The organism is Polynucleobacter sp. TUM22923 (assembly GCF_030295705.1).
In the GTDB taxonomy this organism is placed as follows: domain Bacteria; phylum Pseudomonadota; class Gammaproteobacteria; order Burkholderiales; family Burkholderiaceae; genus Polynucleobacter.
On sequence record NZ_AP027274.1, the window covers coordinates 1,119,303 to 1,136,385 of the forward strand.

The following is a 17,083-nucleotide window of genomic DNA, read 5'->3' on the forward strand; positions in this document are numbered from 1 at the left end:
GGAGTCAAACATGCTGAGCCGGACCGCGGATTGTCTTTACTGGATGGCACGCTACACAGAGCGAGCAGAAAATACAGCTCGCATGCTCGATGTCAATCACCAAACGTCCCTACTTCCACAGCCTGCAGAATTTTTAGAGCAAAGCTGGAAGAAGCTCCTAACAATTTCCAAGCTTGAAGGTGCTTTCTACAAACAATATGCGGTAATTAATCGTGAGAATGTACTGGATTTCATGATCTATGAAACCAGTAACCCCTCTAGCATTGTCTCCTGCTTATTTGGTGCCAGAGAAAATGCCCGCGTCATTCGCGGCAGAATCACCTCTGAAGTATGGGAAACCCAAAATACAACCTGGCTTGAATTGCAACGCATCCTTGAGGCTAGCCTTGTCCAATGAGGTATGAGCCTGAACGGCGCACGTATTTCCAACCAGAAATGAGCCTGAAGGGGTAGGTTTCAGGCCCAACTGCCATTGGCTTGATCATCCAAGGATGGTGATCAACATGGACGAGACAAAGCTGCGCACGATTGCGCAACTGCAGGAATTTCTGGATGCAACCCCAGAAGTCAAATTCACGCTCGCCGCAGGCGTTGGTGACGCCCAGCGCTACGAACACATCAGCCGCGTTCTCAAGCGCTTTGAGTACCGCCAGTGCGGCAAACATGATCGCGGCGTGGTACTGGCCTACCTGCGCCACACCAGCGGCTACAGTCGCCCTCAGATCACCCGCCTGGTAGCGCGCTGGCAGGAGAACCGCCTGGCACCTGTGCCCCTGGCCAAACGCTACCGCGCCCCTGCTGCCCCCTTCACCCGCAAGTACACAGCTGTCGATGTCGCACTGCTCGTGGAGGTAGATCGCGCCAATGAAGATGTCTGTGGCCCGGCCATCGCCCACCTATTGCGCCGGGCCTACACGGTATACGGCGACAAGGACTACGAGCGCCTGGCCGGTCTGTCGGTCGCGCACCTGTACAACCTGCGCAAAAGTGCTGGCTACCAAAAACTTCGCGTCAGCTTCACCAAGACCCGATCGGTGTGCAACTCCATTGGCGTGCGCAAGGCACCCAGGCCCAATGGACGTGCGGGCTGGGTACGCATTGACAGCGTCCACCAAGGTGATTTGGATGGCCTCAAAGGGGTCTACCACATCACCTGCGTGGACAGCGTCAGCCAGTGGCAAGTAGAGGCTTGTGTAGAGGGCATCAGTGAGGCATATTTACTGCCGATTCTGCAGGCGGTGATTGCGCAGTTCCCGTTTGAGATTGAAGGGTTCCACTCTGACAACGGCTCGGAGTACATCAACCACAAGGTGGCCAAAATGCTAGAAAAGTTGCGTATCGAGCAGACCAAATCACGTGCCCGTCAAAGTAACGACAACGCCTTGGCAGAGAGCAAGAATGCCAGTGTGGTCAGGAAGCATATGGGCTACAGCCACATTCCAAAGAAGTACGCAAAACCCATCAATGCGTTCTATGAAGGTGTGTTCAATTCGTGGCTCAATTTGCACCGTCCTTGCTTGTTTGCCACCGAGGTGGTGTGTGACAAAGGGAAGGTTAAAAAGGTCTACAAGAACAAAGATGCGAAGACGCCGCTGGAGCGATTGGTGCAACTAAACGACAGGGGTTTGGTCAAGTTCAAAGCGGGCATCACGCTTGAAGATTTGCTGGCTCGGGCCAAAGAAAGAACCGATCTGCAAGCGGCCCATGAGATGCAAAAGGCCAAGGCCGATTTGTTTGAGTTATTCAACAAGCCAAAGCGCAAACTGCAGACTTGAATCGACGCCGAGTCGACACAGATTCGACGCAAAGAAAAACAAGAACGAGTGTGAAAAAACATGCGCGGGGGGGGCCTCCGGCGGCCTGGCAGGGGCCTGCATGAATGCAAATTAGAAGACAAAACCAAGTCCCTTAAACTTCCAGTTTTAACCCGGTCAGGTCAAGAAGCAAAGGTCACCAACTCAAACCCGCTTCAGGCTCATACCTGGATTGGAAAATACTGGCTCGCCATCAGGCTGATCCTAGCCGCCTACTCGAGTGGGTTAAGCATCGCTGCCATCTATTCAGAGGGGTAATGCACGGTACGATGCTCAAGAATGAAGCCTTCTACTTTATTAATATCGGCACCCTACTAGAGCGCGCCGATAATACAGCCCGTATTTTACAAACTAAGTATGAAGACCAGGCCATTCTAAAAGCATTGCACATCGATAAAAAAATAACATCAAATCAAACGGGAATATTAGAGCCAAAAGAGGAAGATAACAACAATTTCTTTGACTTCTACCATTGGGCCGCCCTACTTCGCTCAGTATCCGCCTTTGAAATTTATCGCCAAATTTATTCAGACCAAGTGACCCCTAAAAAAGTAGCACAACTCCTAATTTTTAATAAGCAGATGCCCCGTTCCCTAGTCTGCTGCATCAACGAATTAATTCAGCTAGTCTCTGAAATTAAAAATCAGCAATCAAAAGAAATTGAAAGACTGCTAGGCAAACTCAAGGCTAGCCTTGATTACTCCGACATTGACGAAGTCTTCACTCAAGGACTTGAGGAATTTATTGAGGAGTTCCTAGAGCGAATTAATCATATTGCTGATGAATTTAGTAATGCCTACCTCATACCGCTAGCGGTAGCTTAAAAGGTTATCAGATCAATATGCACCTTAAAATTCGCCATCGTACGGAATATCGATATGACACTCCGGTACACTACTCCATCCAAGAGTTACGGCTGACTCCACCCCAAGTCACTGGTCAGACTATTGATAGATGGAAAATCAGCACGCCCATGAAAGCCAGCAATTCAAGCGACGCATTCGGGAATCAATGCAGTATTTTTACCCAAGAGAGTCCCTATACCTCAATGATGATTGAGGCAGAAGGAGAGGTGCATACGCAAGATAATTATGAATTTATTGACGAACCCAAAGCGGTCTCTCCATATTACCTACTTCAACAAACGCACTTAACTGAACCCACTCCAGAGATGTTGAAGTTTTTCGCAGAAACACTTCCCACAACGAATTCAGTTACAGCAGTTTTAACTTTAGCTGCTGCGGTACAGGCTGCTATTTTATATTTTCCAGGGCAAACTAATTTTGCCACTACTGCAGCGCAATCATTTGCTATTAGATCAGGTGTCTGCCAAGATCACGCTCATATCATGCTCGGGCTATGTCGTGCCTCTGGTATACCAGCACGCTACGTCAGCGGCTATTTCTTTGCGGAAGAATCTCCTAATTTAGCTAGTCATGCTTGGATTGATTTTTGCACCGACATCAATCAAGGTGTCTGGACAAGCATAGATATTACAAATTCTTGCTTGGTTGACTCACGGCATATTCGCCTAGCGATAGGCAGAGACTACTATTCTGCAGCCCCTGTAAAAGGTGTCCGTTCAGGCGGCGAAGGCGAAGAGCTTAGCGCTAGTATCTCCATTAATCAAGTTTCCTGAAAAGACTTTTAAGTCCGCTATTCTGATGCTTAAGAAGGTTGCTTAAGCACAAAATAAGAGATAATTTCGAGTTGTAGATCACAATAAGAATAAAAGGGAGTTGTGGCATGACGTATTGCGTTGGGCTTTGCCTAAAAGACGGACTTGTTTTTTTATCGGATACGCGCACCAATGCGGGCGTAGATCAAATTGGTACATTTCGTAAAATGTCCTTATTTCAAAAAGATAATGACCGATTTTTTACTCTGATGAGTGCAGGCAATCTTGCCATTACCCAAGCAGTCAAAGAAATTCTACGTCAAGGACAACTACTCAACGGCAAGAATCTATGGAACGTTGAAAATGCACATGATGCTGCGGTCGTTGTTGGCAATGCCATTAAGCAAGTTTATGATCGCGATCACGAATCTTTAGAAAAATCTGGCATTGAGTTCAATTGCAGTCTTATCTTTGGTGGCCAGGTAAAAAATGAGCGCACAAGGTTATTCAATCTGTATTCTGCCGGAAATTTTATAGAAGCCACTCCAGAGAATTGCTATTTTCAAATCGGTGAATCCAAATATGGAAAGCCTATTTTAGATAGAGTAATTACATTTGAAACCCCTCTCAATTTAGCAACTAAGTGTGCCCTCATCTCAATGGATTCCACGCTGAAAAGCAACATCTCAGTGGGTCTCCCTTTGGACCTATTGGTCTACGAAAGGAATGCGTTTCAAGCAACAAAATTAGTCACCCTAGATGAGACTAACCCCTACTACCAGATGATCCATCAGTCATGGGGTGAAAAGTTACGCGCCGCTTTTAACTCGATTGCAGAGCCTAGCTGGTCAGGTGTGAACCTATCTAGATCGATTTCTTCGCCAGCCAAAAGAATGGGTGCGGTGCCTATTTATAAAGCTGTCAAGATCCCCTCAACGAAAGTAGTAAAAAAAGTTAGCGCCGTACCAAATAAACTGAGCCCTAAGCAGTCAATTCCAGCAAGGGGTAAAGCAAAGACTGTATCGAAAACAGTAGCTAAAGCAAAAACAAATTCTAAAATATAGTTCCTCAATACCAGCTATCTACTAAAGAAAAAGCCTAGATTTTTTGTCTAGGCTTTTTTGTTGGATCGATTGGTAATTGGTATATCGATCTCAAGAAGAGGCGTATTACACCTCAGTATTACGCCCCAGCATTACGCCTCAGTCTTGCCCAGCATTACGCCTCAGTCTTGCCCAGCATTTCCCAAGTAGCAACTACGCTATCCGGATTGAGTGAGATGGAGGTAATGCCCTTAGCAACTAACCAACGAGCAAAGTCAGGATGATCAGAAGGACCTTGACCACAAATACCGACATATTTGTTTTGCTTGAGGCAGGCCTCAATCGAGCGAGCAATCATGAACTCAACTGCAGGGTCACGCTCATCAAAGTCAATGGCCAATAACTCCATTCCAGAGTCACGATCTAAACCAAGCGTTAATTGAGTCATGTCGTTAGAGCCAATAGAGAAGCCATCAAAGTGCTCTAAGAACTGATCCGCCAAGATGGCATTGGATGGAATCTCACACATCATGATGAGGCGTAAGCCCTTCTCGCCACGTTTGAGGCCCAATTTAGCCATCATATCGATGACCCGTTCCGCTTGCTTAATGGTGCGTACAAAAGGAATCATGATCTCTACGTTGTCCAAGCCCATATCTTCGCGAACACGCTTCATTGCCGCACACTCCATAGCAAAAGCCTCGCCAAAGTCTGCAGAGACATAGCGGGAGGCGCCACGGAAACCCAGCATTGGGTTCTCTTCATCTGGTTCGTAGCGTGAGCCACCAATCAGCTTCTTGTACTCATTGGATTTGAAGTCTGACAGACGGACAATCACGGGTTTTGGATAGAAGGCGGCAGCAATCGTAGCTACACCTTCAACCAATTTGTCTTCATAAAACTGACGAGGACTTGCATAACCGCGTGCAACACTCTCAACAGCACGCTTTAAGTCCGGCTCAATATTGGGGTACTCTAAAACTGCACGGGGATGAACGCCGATGTAGTTGTTAATAATGAACTCAAGGCGAGCTAAGCCAACCCCAGCATTCGGAATTTGGCAGAAATCGAAAGCCAGTTGAGGATTACCAATGTTCATGGTGATCTTCACTGGAATCTCTGGCAATACACCGCGAGAAATCTCAGTAACTTCCGTATCAATCAAGCCATCATAGATGTGGCCCTCATCACCCTCTGCACAAGACACAGTCACCATCATGCCGTCTTGCAAGTGCTCTGTGGCATCACCACAACCTACTACCGCAGGAACACCTAGCTCACGCGCAATAATGGCGGCGTGGCAAGTACGCCCACCACGATTAGTCACAATCGCTGCCGCCCGCTTCATCACTGGCTCCCAATTTGGATCAGTCATGTCAGCCACTAGGACATCGCCTGGCTGCACTCGATCCATTTCGCTAGGATCACGAATGATCCGCACCGGTCCGGCGCCGATCTTCTGACCAATCGCACGACCTTTGGCTAATACTTTAGAGCTGCCTTTTAACTTGTAGCGCATTTCTACTTGGCCAGCAGCTTGACTCTTCACGGTCTCAGGGCGCGCTTGCAAAATATACATACGGCCATCTTGACCATCTTTACCCCACTCGATATCCATTGGGCGACCGTAATGCTTTTCAATAATCACAGCGTATTTTGCTAACTCTGTGATGTCTGCATCTTCCAAAGAAAAACGATTGCGCATTTCTGGAGAAACATCTACCGTCATTACTTTTTCTGCCGAACCTGCAGGCGCAAATTGCATCTGAATAAGCTTTGAACCCAAAGATCGACGAATAATCGCCTTCTTATCTAAAGCTAAGGTCGTTTTGAAAACATAAAACTCATCTGGGTTCACTGCGCCTTGCACAACAGTTTCGCCAAGACCATAGCTTGAAGTAATAAATACGACATCTTCAAAACCAGACTCAGTATCTAAAGTGAACATTACGCCGGCCGCACCCAAGTCAGAGCGCACCATTCGCTGAATACCCGCTGATAGCGCTACTTCAGCATGAGCAAAACCCTTGTGAACACGATAAGAGATCGCACGATCGTTATAAAGAGAGGCAAATACTTCACGAATCTTTTTAAGAATATCGTCGATCCCTTCCACATTCAAGAAGGTTTCTTGTTGGCCAGCGAAAGAGGCATCAGGCAAATCTTCTGCGGTGGCAGAAGATCGCACAGCAAAGGATCCTTTGCCCGAGTCATCTAATTGCTTAAATGCTGCACGAACCTCTTCATCAAGGCGAGTTTGAAAAGGGGCAGCCTCAATCCATCCACGAATTTCTTTACCGGCCTCAGCTAAAGCGCGTACATCATCAATGTTGAGATTCTCTAAACGCTTCTGAATCCGCTCGGTTAGATTGTTATGCTCCAAGAAATCTCGAAAAGCCAAAGACGTTGTAGCAAAACCTGTTGGTACTCTCACGCCAGTGGAAGATAACTGGGAAATCATCTCCCCTAGTGACGCATTTTTACCGCCGACAGACTCAACATCGGTCATACGGAGTTGCTCAAAAGGCAAAACATAGGCATTTGCTACATTGCTATTTTGTTGCTGTTGGTTGGACATAAAATACTCTCTTAAGGTAGGAAAACTGGTCGAGCGGCGGCATAAAATGCGGCATACTTCAATAACTTCATATTGTAGTGCTGACCACCTCCGATAGGCCAAACTGATGTCCACCCAAACCCGCATTGTTTTTATTGTTTCTGACGGCACTGGAATTACTGCTGAAAACTTCAGTCAGTCTATTTTGGCGCAATTTGAGGCCACTTTTAAGCACATTCGGGTTCCTTTTGTGGATAGCACCGAAAAGGCCCATGACGCCGTCTCTAGCATCAACCAAGCCGCCTCAAAATACGATGTCCCGCCGATTGTGTTCACCACCTTAGTGAACCCGCAACTAAATCAGATTGTTGGGAAAGCCAATGGCTTGATTTTGGACATGTTCCAAACTTTTGTGGCGCCCCTAGAGCAGGCTTTAGGCATTAAATCGACTCATGCCATGAATCGCCTGCACCATAATGCCGATACCGAGGCCTACAAAAACCGTATTGAAGCCATTAATTACTCCCTGGCACATGACGATGGTCAATCCAATAAAAATCTGGCAGAGGCAGATGTCATTCTGGTGGGGATATCCAGAGTGGGAAAAACCCCAACCAGTCTCTATTTAGCAATGCAGTATGGAATGAAGGCGGCCAACTACCCCCTGATTCCAGAAGATTTTGAACGTGGACAGTTACCAAAAGACCTGGTTCCCTACCGAAGCAAAATCTTTGGCCTCATGATTGATGCTGAACGGTTATCTGAAATTCGGAATGAGCGCCGCCCGGGAAGTAATTACGCCAAATTAGAAAACTGCCGCTACGAAATTAATGAGGCGACTGCCATGATGAAAAAAGAATCGATACCCTGGGTAGTAACTACCAGCAAATCGATTGAAGAGATCGCAACGACAGTACTGCAATCGATTAAGTCCGATAGAACAATCTTAGGTTAGCTGCGACGTACCCGGACCGTTTCAAATAAACAAATCGCCGCTGCAGAGGAAACATTGAGAGACTCTATACGAGGATCCATCGGGATTGAAACGCCTTTTGCTTGTGCCAATAAGTCTTCTGATACCCCGTGGCCTTCACTTCCCATCACCCAAGCTACTGGATGAATGAGCACTTGAGGCATATTAAATAATTCTAAAGAGGCATCTGCTGTAGCGGCTAAGAGTGGCGCAGTCACTGCGCTGAGTACCTGCTGGCTTGACCAGCCCTCATGGATATCTAATAATCGATGGGCTCCCATAGCAGCACGCATTACTTTGCTAGACCATAAATGCGCACAGCCAGAGATTGCGACAACTTGTGTAAAGCCTGCTGCTGCTGCGGTGCGAAGCATTGAGCCAACATTGCCAGCATCTTGTATTCGATCCAAAATCAGAAGGTCGCCCGATAAGGTCGCTACCGGCTGTCGTGATGCAAAACTAGATTTAGGCAAATCTAAAAATCCAGCAACGTGCGGCGCGTTGACCAAGTCACTCACTAGATCCCACAAACCCTTATCTAATTGGTACACCCGCGTTTCCGGGCAAATCTCTACATGGTCATAAACGGCCTGAGAAATTTCTGGGTTTTGCAGACCCAGATCAGAGGTAATCAATGTCTTTAGCGCAGGATCACCAACCCAGGTTTGCACCAAATGAATGCCTTCCAGCAAAGTATGTCCTGAGGTCAGTCTAGCCTTTTGACCTTTGGGACCGGCAGTCTGTAAAAGGCGGATTTCCCTGAGCAAGGGATTATCTTTGGAGCTGATAAATTCTATTTTCATAGCTATATTATCGACTATGCAGCGCCAATACCTTACGTACTGGCGAGAAACTGCGTCGATGCTCCTGGCATGCGCCAAACTTTTGCAAAGCTGCAAAATGGGCTACGGTCGGATAACCCATGTGCTGAGCAAAACCATACTCAGGATGACGTTCATGCAGCGCCATCATTTGACGATCACGAGTCACCTTGGCCAAAATAGATGCGGCTGATATAGCTGGCTCTTTGGTATCACCTTTGACTATGGCCTCCGCTTCAATGGGTAGGTTTGGGCAGCGGTTACCATCAATCAAAGCCTTATCTGGCCAAGCACCTAAACGCGTTGTAAGATCTTCAATGGCGCGACGCATCGCCAACATCGTTGCCTGCAAAATATTGATTTCATCTATCTCTACAGCGCTCGCCTCACCAATACCCCAGGCCTTTGCCTTGAGCTGGATTTGCTCAAACAGAAATTCCCGGCGCGAGGCTGATAAAGTCTTTGAATCTTTTAATCCTTCGATTGGATGATCAGGGTCAAGCACCACGGCACCCGCAACTACTGACCCAGCGAGAGGCCCACGGCCAGCCTCATCTACTCCACACACCCAAATCAAGCCCATTAAAGTATGCTCACGCCGTAACTGAATGCTTGCCAGCAGCAATTGTTTGCGCAACCGCCTGAGCAACTAGTAAGCCGGTAGGTCGCCGTAAGGTCTCATGAATCTCAGAAAATCGAGTTACTAATGCGCTTACCTTTGCTGGATGATTAAGCCAGTCAAGCAAAGCACTCGCTAATTTTTGAGGGGTAGCTGCCTCTTGCAGTAACTCGGGAACTAGAAATTCTCCAGCCAGGATATTTGGCAGACCTACATAAGGTAGATATCCTTGGCGTTTCATAATTTGCGCCGTAAGCCAAGGTACTTTATAAGAAATCACCATAGGCTTTTTCCATAGCGCTGCTTGTAGGGTCGCTGTTCCACTCGCAATCAGCACCACATCAGATGCTTCAAGGATGGCGTCGGCCTCACCATCAATTAAATAAATATGCAGATCTGGATTGGTGTTGAGGGCTTGCTTAAGCAAAGCCTCGAGTGGCTGACGTAAACGGGGCGTGGCCACCGGAATACAAAAGTGAAGCTGTTGCCCCGGCATCCGCTGAGCAAGCTCGATCATGGTTTCAAAGAAAATAGGGGCAATTAATTCGATCTCGGAACTGCGACTACCCGGGAGAACGGCAATGATGGTTCCATCTAGTTGATTTATAGAGCAACCCAGTAAATCGCTTATTTTTTGCTTGGCTGACACGGGGTTTGGCACCAGGGGAATTTCACTAGCTAAGGGATGACCAACGTAAGTAGCACTGATTCCTGCCCGCTCATAAATATCAAGTTCGAATGGAAAGATACAAAGCATTCGCTCAACAGCCTGCTCGATTTTTTTTATTCGCCCCGCACGCCATGCCCAAATAGAAGGAGACACAAAGTGTAGCGTTGGAATACCTGCTTTACGCAAATTGAGCTCAATCCCTAAATTGAAATCAGGTGCATCAACGCCTAAATACACATCTGGACGACCCTCGCCAAGGAGGTAGGCGATCAACTCTCGTCGCAACTGCAGAATCGCTGGCAGTTGCTTGATTGCCTCAACGTAGCCGCGCACACTCAAGGTCTCCATCGGCCAATCCGAGCGCAAACCTTCAGCCTGCATACGAGGCCCGCCAATACCAAAAACGTCTAAATTCGATGTATCCGGAATCTGCCTAAGCGCACTTAATACTGGCGCTGCCAGTAAATCACCCGAGGGCTCTCCAGCAACACACGCTAACCTCAGCCTTAACCCAGAAACCATCTTAGGTACTAGGCCAATCTCTATCGCACAATGCCGCGCGTAGATGCGGCAATAAAATCGTGGAACTCAGCTAGTTTTTCAGCGGTGGCAAGATCGGCAGCATTAGCAACAACCATTTTCTGAATCTCTACCTTAGCCTCTTCAAAACTCAGACCATCTTTATAAAGAACCTTATAGGCCTGCCGCAGTGCGGAGATAGTGTCACTTGAAAACCCACGACGCTTTAATCCTTCCACGTTAATGCCATGTGGAGAAGCTTTGTCCCCAGCCGCAATGACAAAAGGGGGAATGTCTTGCACTAAGGCAGAGGCACCACCTAACATGGCATGCTGACCAATCCGCACAAACTGATGTACGCCTGACATACCACCCATGATGGCCCAATCACTCACTTGCACATGCCCTGCAATTTGGGCGTTACTCGAGAAAATGGTGTTGTTACCAATCTGACAATCGTGCGCAATATGCACATAGGCCATGATCCAGTTATCGTTTCCAATACGGGTAATGCCTTCATCTTGGGCTGTGCCGGTATGAATCGTAGTGAACTCTCGGATTGTATTGCGATCACCAATAATCAATTGAGTGGGTTCACCGCGGTACTTCATATCTTGTGGCGGTCCGCCAATGGCTGCAAAATGAGCGAAAGTATTCTCCTTACCAATAGTGGTGTAACCCTCTATTACGGTATGTGAGCCCACCTTACTTCCGGCTCCGATTTTGACGTTTGGACCAATCACTGAATAAGGGCCAATCTCAACATCACTAGCAATTTCAGCTTGGGGGTCAACTATGGCAGAAGTATGAATCCGAGTCATCACACGCCCTTCGTACGAACTGCACAAGTAATATTCGCCTCAGCAGCAAGCTCTCCGTCTACGGTGGCTTTTACCTGAAACTTATAAATTCCAGCGCGCTCACGCTCTAAGGTGGCAGTCATAATTAACTGATCGCCTGGCAGCACCGGCTTTTTAAAACGAGCGCCATCAATACCAGCAAAATAATAAACCGCATCCTCAGCACGCTCTTCCGAAAAAGTGAGCAGCGCTGCAGTTTGGGCCAATGCCTCAATGATCAACACGCCAGGCATCACCGGAAAATCCGGAAAGTGCCCCTGAAAAAATGGCTCATTCATTGTGACATTTTTAAGAGCAGTGATACTTTTACGCGGTTCAATTTCCAGCACCCGATCAACTAGCAAAAAGGGATAGCGATGCGGCAATAATTTTAGGATCTGATGAATATCGATTGCGATAGCTTTGCTCATTTTTTTACCTGCATATTAAAGTTTGTTAATTGTTGTCGGTCTGGACAGACAACGCGGTTATTAGATTCCGTTATTAGATTCTGCTGCACTACTCTGCACTATTACGCTTATCTAGAAGACGCAAACGCTGACGTATTTTATCGAGCCCACGAAGAATGGCCGCATTCTTTTCCCAGGCGCTATGCAGCATCGAGGGATAGACACCCGTAAAGTGCTGACCTGGTTCAGTAATCGAGCGAATAATCGAGGTGTTACCAGAGACTGTTGTTCTATCTGCAATCGTTAAATGTCCAGCAAAATTGGCAGCGCCGCCAATAATGCAGAAGTGCCCAATTTTGGTACTTCCTGATATAGCCGCACATCCAGCAATCACACAGCAGCTACCAATAATTACGTTATGTGCAATCTGAACTTGATTATCAATTTTTGTGCCACTTCCAATAATCGTATTACTCATTGCGCCTCGATCAATAGTAGTGGATGCCCCCACCTCTACATCGTCGCCAATGACTACCGTACCAGTCTGTGGAATTTTGACCCATTCGCCACCAGTAGCGGAAAAGTCGGGAGCAAAACCAAAACCATCAGCGCCGATCACGGCCCCACTATGAATGATGCAACGCTTACCAATAGTGATATCGGAATAAATCGATACGTTTGGATAAATCAAAGTATCGTCTGCGATTTTGGCATTGCGGGCGATGGTGCTATTACCCAGTAAAACCACGCGCTCCCCTAAGATCACGCCCGCTCCAATGTGAACAAAGGGTCCAATATGACAAGATGCAGGAACCATCGCTTGTGGATCGATTACAGCGCTCCCGTGAACGCCTGGCTTATAAACAGGCGCGCGTAACTGAGCAAATGATTGGGCAAACCGGGCAAACGTTGCATAAGGGTTCTTAGCAACAAAATACACCCTAGACTGAAGCTGAGATCCAGGCTCTTGCTGGAGGAAGTCTAAATCCGCTTGACTGACAATCAGAGCGCCCGCTGAACTATCAGCTGCGGTCTTACGATAAAGCGGATTTGAGAGAAAAGATATTTGGTTTGGTTGCGCCTTCTCAAGGGGCGCAAGGCCCTCTAAAAGAAGGGAGCCGTCCCCCACTAAGCTTACTTGAAACTGTTCGGCCAGGTCGAGGGCGGTAGACATACGAATTACTTAAGGTTATTTAAGGCCTTGATGACATCATCAGTGACATCAACCTTAGGATTGGCATACGCAGGATCCTGAATAATCACATCAATTTTTCTCTGATCAGCAATGATCTTGAGAGCTTGATTTGCTTTTTCAGCAATCTTTGCACGCTCTTCAAAATTACGCTGATTGAGATCCTCGGTGTACTCACGTTGCTTACGCTGGAGTTCGCGATCTTGATCAGCTAATTCTCGCTGGCGACGCACACGATCTGCTTCGGACATAACCGCTGAATCGCGATCTAACTTTTCTGCTGCAGATTTAATTTTTTGTGCGCTGTCACGAATTTCATTCTGACGCTTCATGAATTCATTTTGGAGCTTAGTTTGGCTAGCTTTTGCCAAATTGGACTCGTTAAATACTTTCTCAACGTTCACAGCTGCGACTCGAGTCCCTGCATCTTGTGCGAATGCCTGTGGCAGCGCGAGTGAGGATAAGGCTGCTAACAAGCCCACTTGAATCCATTTTGTAGATTGATTAAATTTCATAACACTTTCCTTGAACAATTAAAACGCCGTACCCACCTGGAACTGCAAACGCTGAATATTATCCGTTGGTAACGATTTGATCGGAATACCGTAACTGAACTTCAGCGGACCCAATGGTGATATCCATGATAAACCTAAGCCATAAGAATAGCGTAAGACCAAGTTAATATTCTCACCAAATACATTACCGCCGTCTAGGAAAGTAAATACCCGTAAAGTCTTGTCGATGCCAGATCCCGGAACAGGAACCGTATATTCAATATTAGAAACAATCTTGGACTGTCCGCCGGTTGGCTGATTTAATCCTGTAAGGTCATTTTTGAAAGTGGGCCCAAGCGAGCCAGGAGCATATCCACGAACTGAGCCGATACCACCGACGTAGTAGTTCTTAGTAATCGGGAAAGGCTTGTTTCCGTAAGCTTCGCCGTAACCTACCTCACCGTTAAAGGACAGAATATTACCCTTTGAAAACGAGTGGTACTTTTGATACTGCCCGAAGATTCGGTAGAAAGTTAAGTCCCCGACTGGGGTTCCCACTTCCGCGTTTAGCTGCTGGAGTGATCCAGTTGATGGAATTAATGCACTATCACGTCCGTCACGAGACCAGCCCACTGTCAGTGGAACGTTATAGGTCTGCAAGCGGCCAGGGACAGTTCCACCATAACTTTTGACATAATTTTGATATGGAATTGGCGTATTTTGCGTTGCATAAATACTAAATACCTCAATACCCGTTCCAAAAAAGACCCGATCGACTTCGGTATACGGTACGCCAAATTTAATGTTCGAACCAACAGTCTTAATTTGGTAGTCAGGGTCGCCTACGTAATACAAAGGCTTGGATGATCGGTAGTACAGATCGGTGTAACGGCTAATGCCGTCTTCCGTAAAGTAAGGGTCGTAGTTTGATAAGGCCAAACTTTGGTTGATCTTACCCAAAGAGGCGTTCAAACCTACGGCAGTTCCCGTACCAAAGGCGTTATCTTGATTGATACCGGCAGATAGGATTAGCTTTTCCGTTGAGGAAAATCCAGCGCCGATCGTTACAGCGCCCGTAGGCTTCTCACTAACTTTCACATTGACGTCAACTTGATCAGGCGAACCTGGTACATCCTGAGTGGCAACATCTGCCTCGGTAAAGTAGCCAAGTCGACCTAAGCGCTTTTTAGATAAATCAATTTTCTCACTATCAAACCATGAGCTTTCAAACTGTCGCATCTCACGACGAATCACCATATCACGTGTTTTAGCGTTACCAGTGACATTGACTTGGCGTACGTATACGCGACGCCCTGGATCAACCACTAAAGTAAGGTCTACCTCACTTTGATCGCGACGGATATCTGGCTGGGGGTTGATCGTAGCAAAGGCATAACCATAAGAACCCAGTAGATCAGCGATAGCCTTAGTGCTTTGAGTCAACTTAGCGGAAGAAAAAGTATCACCAGGTTTAAGCGTGACCAACTGCATGAACTCCGCCTCTTTACCCAGCAACTCACCAGCTAAGCGGACATTCTTCACCGTGAACTTATTGCCCTCACGAATACTAATGGTGAGATAAATGCCTTTTTTGTCTGGGGTAATTGAGACCTGAGTCGATTCAATCACAAACTCAAGATAACCACGGTTGAGATAGTAAGAGCGAATATTCTCTAAGTCTGCCGTCAGCTTCTGCTTTGAGTACAGATTATCTTTACTGTACCAAGATAGCCATCCGCCGGTTTTTAGCTGCATCTCGCTTTTGAGAGTGCCTTCACTAAAGACGCTGTTGCCAATAAAGTTAATTTCTTGAATTTTGGCTACTGGGCCTTCATCAATATTGAAATACACCGCCACTTGATTGCGCTCGACTGGGGTCACTGTAGCAACTACCTCAGCGGCATACATGCCTTTGCCAACATAGGCACGCTTAAGCTCTTGCTCTGCCTTGTCAATGAGGGCTTTGTCGTAAAAGCGGGCTTCTGCAACGCCTACTGCTCTTAAGGACTTTCGAATGTTTTCCTGCTCAAATTCTTTCATGCCCGTAAATTCAATACGGGAGATTGTGGGACGCTCTTCAACGATCACAATTAAGACGTTACCCTGAGCCTGAATTTGAACGTCACGGAAAAAGCCGGTGCTGTAAAGCGCCTTAATTGCTTCGGCGCCCTTTTCTTCAGTAAAGGTGTCGCCAACTTGAACAGGCAAATAGCTAAAGACCGTTCCGGGCTCAACCCGTTGCAAACCCTCGATACGAATATCTTTGACTACAAAAGAATCTGCTGCATGAGCGTACGTAGACAAACCCGCCAGAACAATTAATGCAATTTGGGCCAGCAAATGGGTTAACGCACGAAATGGAGTGTTATGAAAATTCAAGGTGAAAGGTAGCGTTGCAAATCGTTAAACAATGCCAGCAAAGAAAGGGAAACTAACAGCAAAAAACCCACTTTTTGGAGCTTTTCCTGCATTGGTACTGAAATGCGCTTTCCAGCCAGCAACTCCCATGCATCATACAGGAGCTGACCCCCATCTAGCATTGGAAGTGGCAGCAGATTGAGAAGACCAATACTGATGCTCATGAGCGCCAAAAAGGCAACAAATGGTTGCCACCCTACCTGTGCTGACTTTCCAGCCATATCAGCGATACTCAAGGGCCCCCCAAGCTGATTTAGAGCAGTAGTGCCAGTAAACAAGCCCATCATGAGCCGCAAGGAAACCTTGGTAATTAAATAAACCCGCTCGCCAGCAAAAGCAATGGCGTCTAAAGGCCCTAATTTGAGCTCGATCAAATCAGGCGGAGTAGATACTTTAGGCAAAATACCCAGCGCCTTAAAGGGGTCTGTTTCAGGACTAATCCGAGGCAAATCTTCGCTTTTAAATACCTTGTTTACTCGCGATCCCCCCGGGGTCTGTATCTCTAAAGCAAAGCCCTGCTCCCCTGTCATTGCATCCATGAGCAACCAACGTAGTGCATTCCAACTAGGCACTACATCAAACTGCTCAATAGTGCCGCCACTCACTTGACCTGAGGAAAGATACTTCCAACCAATAACCTGGTCACCTTCAATGAGCCCTATTTTTGCCGCAACCGACTGTTCTGCAGGTGCCTGCAGGCGAGCAGGTAATTGAGGGACGCCACTCAAGTAAATCACTGAAAATAAAATGACCGCCAACAGAAAATTGGCAAGTGGCCCGGCCGCCACGATGAATGACCGCTGCCATAAGCGCTTACTGTCAAATGCCTTAGCTCGATCTTGCGACGAGATCGACTGCTCACTATCGCGACCATCTAATAATTTAACGTATCCGCCTAGGGGAATCGAAGCAAGAACCCACTCCGTACCGCTCTTAGCGCGATAGGTATAGATTGGCTTTCCAAACCCCACGGCAAAGCGCAGCACTTTGACGCCACACAAACGTGCCGCCAAAAAATGGCCATACTCGTGGAAACTGACCAACACACCCAGTGTTACTAAAAATGAGGCCAGGGTAATTAAAGCTTGCATGGATA

General features: G+C 47.1%; 15 protein-coding genes and 1 pseudogene. 6 read left to right on the forward strand and 10 right to left on the reverse strand.

Annotated elements, in window-relative coordinates:
- Positions 1 to 10 precede the first annotated feature (10 nt).
- The 5 genes and pseudogenes from QUD86_RS05705 to QUD86_RS05725 form a co-directional block, all read left to right on the forward strand.
- A pseudogene (locus QUD86_RS05705) lies at positions 11 to 382 on the forward strand (alpha-E domain-containing protein); the annotation flags it as partial.
- A gap of 109 nt (positions 383 to 491) precedes the next feature.
- On the forward strand, positions 492 to 1,775 hold the full coding sequence (locus QUD86_RS05710) for a DDE-type integrase/transposase/recombinase (protein ID WP_286295794.1): 1,284 nt from the start codon (positions 492 to 494) through the stop codon (positions 1,773 to 1,775).
- A 221-nt stretch (positions 1,776 to 1,996) separates the two neighbouring features.
- The gene (locus QUD86_RS05715; RefSeq protein WP_286298680.1) at positions 1,997 to 2,638 is read left to right on the forward strand and encodes an alpha-E domain-containing protein; all 642 of its coding nucleotides are present in this window, start codon (positions 1,997 to 1,999) and stop codon (positions 2,636 to 2,638) included.
- A gap of 17 nt (positions 2,639 to 2,655) precedes the next feature.
- Positions 2,656 to 3,453, forward strand: coding sequence for a transglutaminase family protein (locus QUD86_RS05720; RefSeq protein ID WP_286295796.1), 798 nt, complete (start codon positions 2,656 to 2,658; stop codon positions 3,451 to 3,453).
- 107 nt (positions 3,454 to 3,560) lie between these two features.
- Entirely contained in the window at positions 3,561 to 4,496 is a 936-nt protein-coding gene (locus tag QUD86_RS05725) for a proteasome-type protease (RefSeq protein ID WP_286295798.1), read from the forward strand.
- Between the two features lie 154 nt (positions 4,497 to 4,650).
- On the opposite strand, the gene ppsA is transcribed toward QUD86_RS05725, so the two are convergent.
- Positions 4,651 to 7,053: a phosphoenolpyruvate synthase gene (gene ppsA / locus QUD86_RS05730; protein ID WP_286295801.1), complete on the reverse strand. Its 2,403-nt coding sequence runs from the start codon at positions 7,051 to 7,053 to the stop codon at positions 4,651 to 4,653.
- Between the two features lie 106 nt (positions 7,054 to 7,159).
- On the opposite strand from ppsA, the gene ppsR reads away from it, so the two are divergent.
- Positions 7,160 to 7,987, forward strand: coding sequence for a posphoenolpyruvate synthetase regulatory kinase/phosphorylase PpsR (gene ppsR / locus QUD86_RS05735; protein WP_286295802.1), 828 nt, complete (start codon positions 7,160 to 7,162; stop codon positions 7,985 to 7,987).
- Here ppsR and QUD86_RS05740 read toward each other — a convergent pair.
- The 9 genes from QUD86_RS05740 to QUD86_RS05780 all read right to left on the reverse strand — a co-directional run bounded on the left by QUD86_RS05740 (position 7,984) and on the right by QUD86_RS05780 (position 17,078).
- Positions 7,984 to 8,808 (reverse strand): TrmH family RNA methyltransferase, encoded by an 825-nt coding sequence (locus tag QUD86_RS05740; protein ID WP_286295804.1) that lies wholly within the window; start codon positions 8,806 to 8,808, stop codon positions 7,984 to 7,986. The two genes, ppsR and QUD86_RS05740, sit on opposite strands and share 4 nt — an antisense overlap.
- A 7-nt stretch (positions 8,809 to 8,815) precedes the next feature.
- Complete coding sequence (gene rnhB / locus QUD86_RS05745; protein ID WP_286298683.1) at positions 8,816 to 9,409, reverse strand: ribonuclease HII; 594 nt, start codon at positions 9,407 to 9,409, stop codon at positions 8,816 to 8,818.
- 10 nt (positions 9,410 to 9,419) lie between these two features.
- Positions 9,420 to 10,637, reverse strand: coding sequence for a lipid-A-disaccharide synthase (gene lpxB / locus QUD86_RS05750; RefSeq protein WP_286295806.1), 1,218 nt, complete (start codon positions 10,635 to 10,637; stop codon positions 9,420 to 9,422).
- Between the two features lie 20 nt (positions 10,638 to 10,657).
- Entirely contained in the window at positions 10,658 to 11,455 is a 798-nt protein-coding gene (lpxA, locus tag QUD86_RS05755; RefSeq protein ID WP_286295807.1) for an acyl-ACP--UDP-N-acetylglucosamine O-acyltransferase, read from the reverse strand.
- A complete protein-coding gene (gene fabZ / locus QUD86_RS05760; RefSeq protein WP_286295808.1) occupies positions 11,455 to 11,904 on the reverse strand; it encodes a 3-hydroxyacyl-ACP dehydratase FabZ in 450 nt (149 codons plus the stop codon). The genes lpxA and fabZ overlap by 1 nt, the downstream gene beginning before the upstream one ends.
- Positions 11,905 to 11,992: 88 nt before the next feature.
- Positions 11,993 to 13,057 (reverse strand): UDP-3-O-(3-hydroxymyristoyl)glucosamine N-acyltransferase, encoded by a 1,065-nt coding sequence (gene lpxD, locus QUD86_RS05765; protein WP_286295809.1) that lies wholly within the window; start codon positions 13,055 to 13,057, stop codon positions 11,993 to 11,995.
- A gap of 5 nt (positions 13,058 to 13,062) precedes the next feature.
- Complete coding sequence (locus QUD86_RS05770) at positions 13,063 to 13,590, reverse strand: OmpH/Skp family outer membrane protein (protein WP_286295811.1); 528 nt, start codon at positions 13,588 to 13,590, stop codon at positions 13,063 to 13,065.
- A gap of 18 nt (positions 13,591 to 13,608) precedes the next feature.
- Positions 13,609 to 15,948 carry an outer membrane protein assembly factor BamA gene (gene bamA, locus QUD86_RS05775; protein WP_502928856.1) on the reverse strand — a complete coding sequence of 780 codons (2,340 nt, stop codon included), beginning with the start codon at positions 15,946 to 15,948 and terminating at the stop codon, positions 13,609 to 13,611.
- Positions 15,945 to 17,078: a M50 family metallopeptidase gene (locus tag QUD86_RS05780; RefSeq protein WP_286295812.1), complete on the reverse strand. Its 1,134-nt coding sequence runs from the start codon at positions 17,076 to 17,078 to the stop codon at positions 15,945 to 15,947. The genes bamA and QUD86_RS05780 overlap by 4 nt, the downstream gene beginning before the upstream one ends.
- Positions 17,079 to 17,083: the final 5 nt, after the last annotated feature.

Excerpts from the sequence above, each read along its gene's own strand:
- QUD86_RS05710 (WP_286295794.1), top strand. The coding sequence starts at position 492 with ATGGTGATCAACATGGACGAGACAAAGCTGCGCACGATTGCGCAACTG.
- QUD86_RS05720 (WP_286295796.1), top strand. The coding sequence starts at position 2,656 with ATGCACCTTAAAATTCGCCATCGTACGGAATATCGATATGACACTCCG.
- QUD86_RS05725 (WP_286295798.1), top strand. The coding sequence starts at position 3,561 with ATGACGTATTGCGTTGGGCTTTGCCTAAAAGACGGACTTGTTTTTTTA.
- ppsA (WP_286295801.1), bottom strand. The coding sequence starts at position 7,053 with ATGTCCAACCAACAGCAACAAAATAGCAATGTAGCAAATGCCTATGTT.
- ppsR (WP_286295802.1), top strand. The coding sequence starts at position 7,160 with ATGTCCACCCAAACCCGCATTGTTTTTATTGTTTCTGACGGCACTGGA.
- QUD86_RS05740 (WP_286295804.1), bottom strand. The coding sequence starts at position 8,808 with ATGAAAATAGAATTTATCAGCTCCAAAGATAATCCCTTGCTCAGGGAA.
- rnhB (WP_286298683.1), bottom strand. The coding sequence starts at position 9,409 with ATGGGCTTGATTTGGGTGTGTGGAGTAGATGAGGCTGGCCGTGGGCCT.
- lpxB (WP_286295806.1), bottom strand. The coding sequence starts at position 10,637 with ATGGTTTCTGGGTTAAGGCTGAGGTTAGCGTGTGTTGCTGGAGAGCCC.
- lpxA (WP_286295807.1), bottom strand. The coding sequence starts at position 11,455 with ATGACTCGGATTCATACTTCTGCCATAGTTGACCCCCAAGCTGAAATT.
- fabZ (WP_286295808.1), bottom strand. The coding sequence starts at position 11,904 with ATGAGCAAAGCTATCGCAATCGATATTCATCAGATCCTAAAATTATTG.
- lpxD (WP_286295809.1), bottom strand. The coding sequence starts at position 13,057 with ATGTCTACCGCCCTCGACCTGGCCGAACAGTTTCAAGTAAGCTTAGTG.
- QUD86_RS05770 (WP_286295811.1), bottom strand. The coding sequence starts at position 13,590 with ATGAAATTTAATCAATCTACAAAATGGATTCAAGTGGGCTTGTTAGCA.
- QUD86_RS05780 (WP_286295812.1), bottom strand. The coding sequence starts at position 17,078 with ATGCAAGCTTTAATTACCCTGGCCTCATTTTTAGTAACACTGGGTGTG.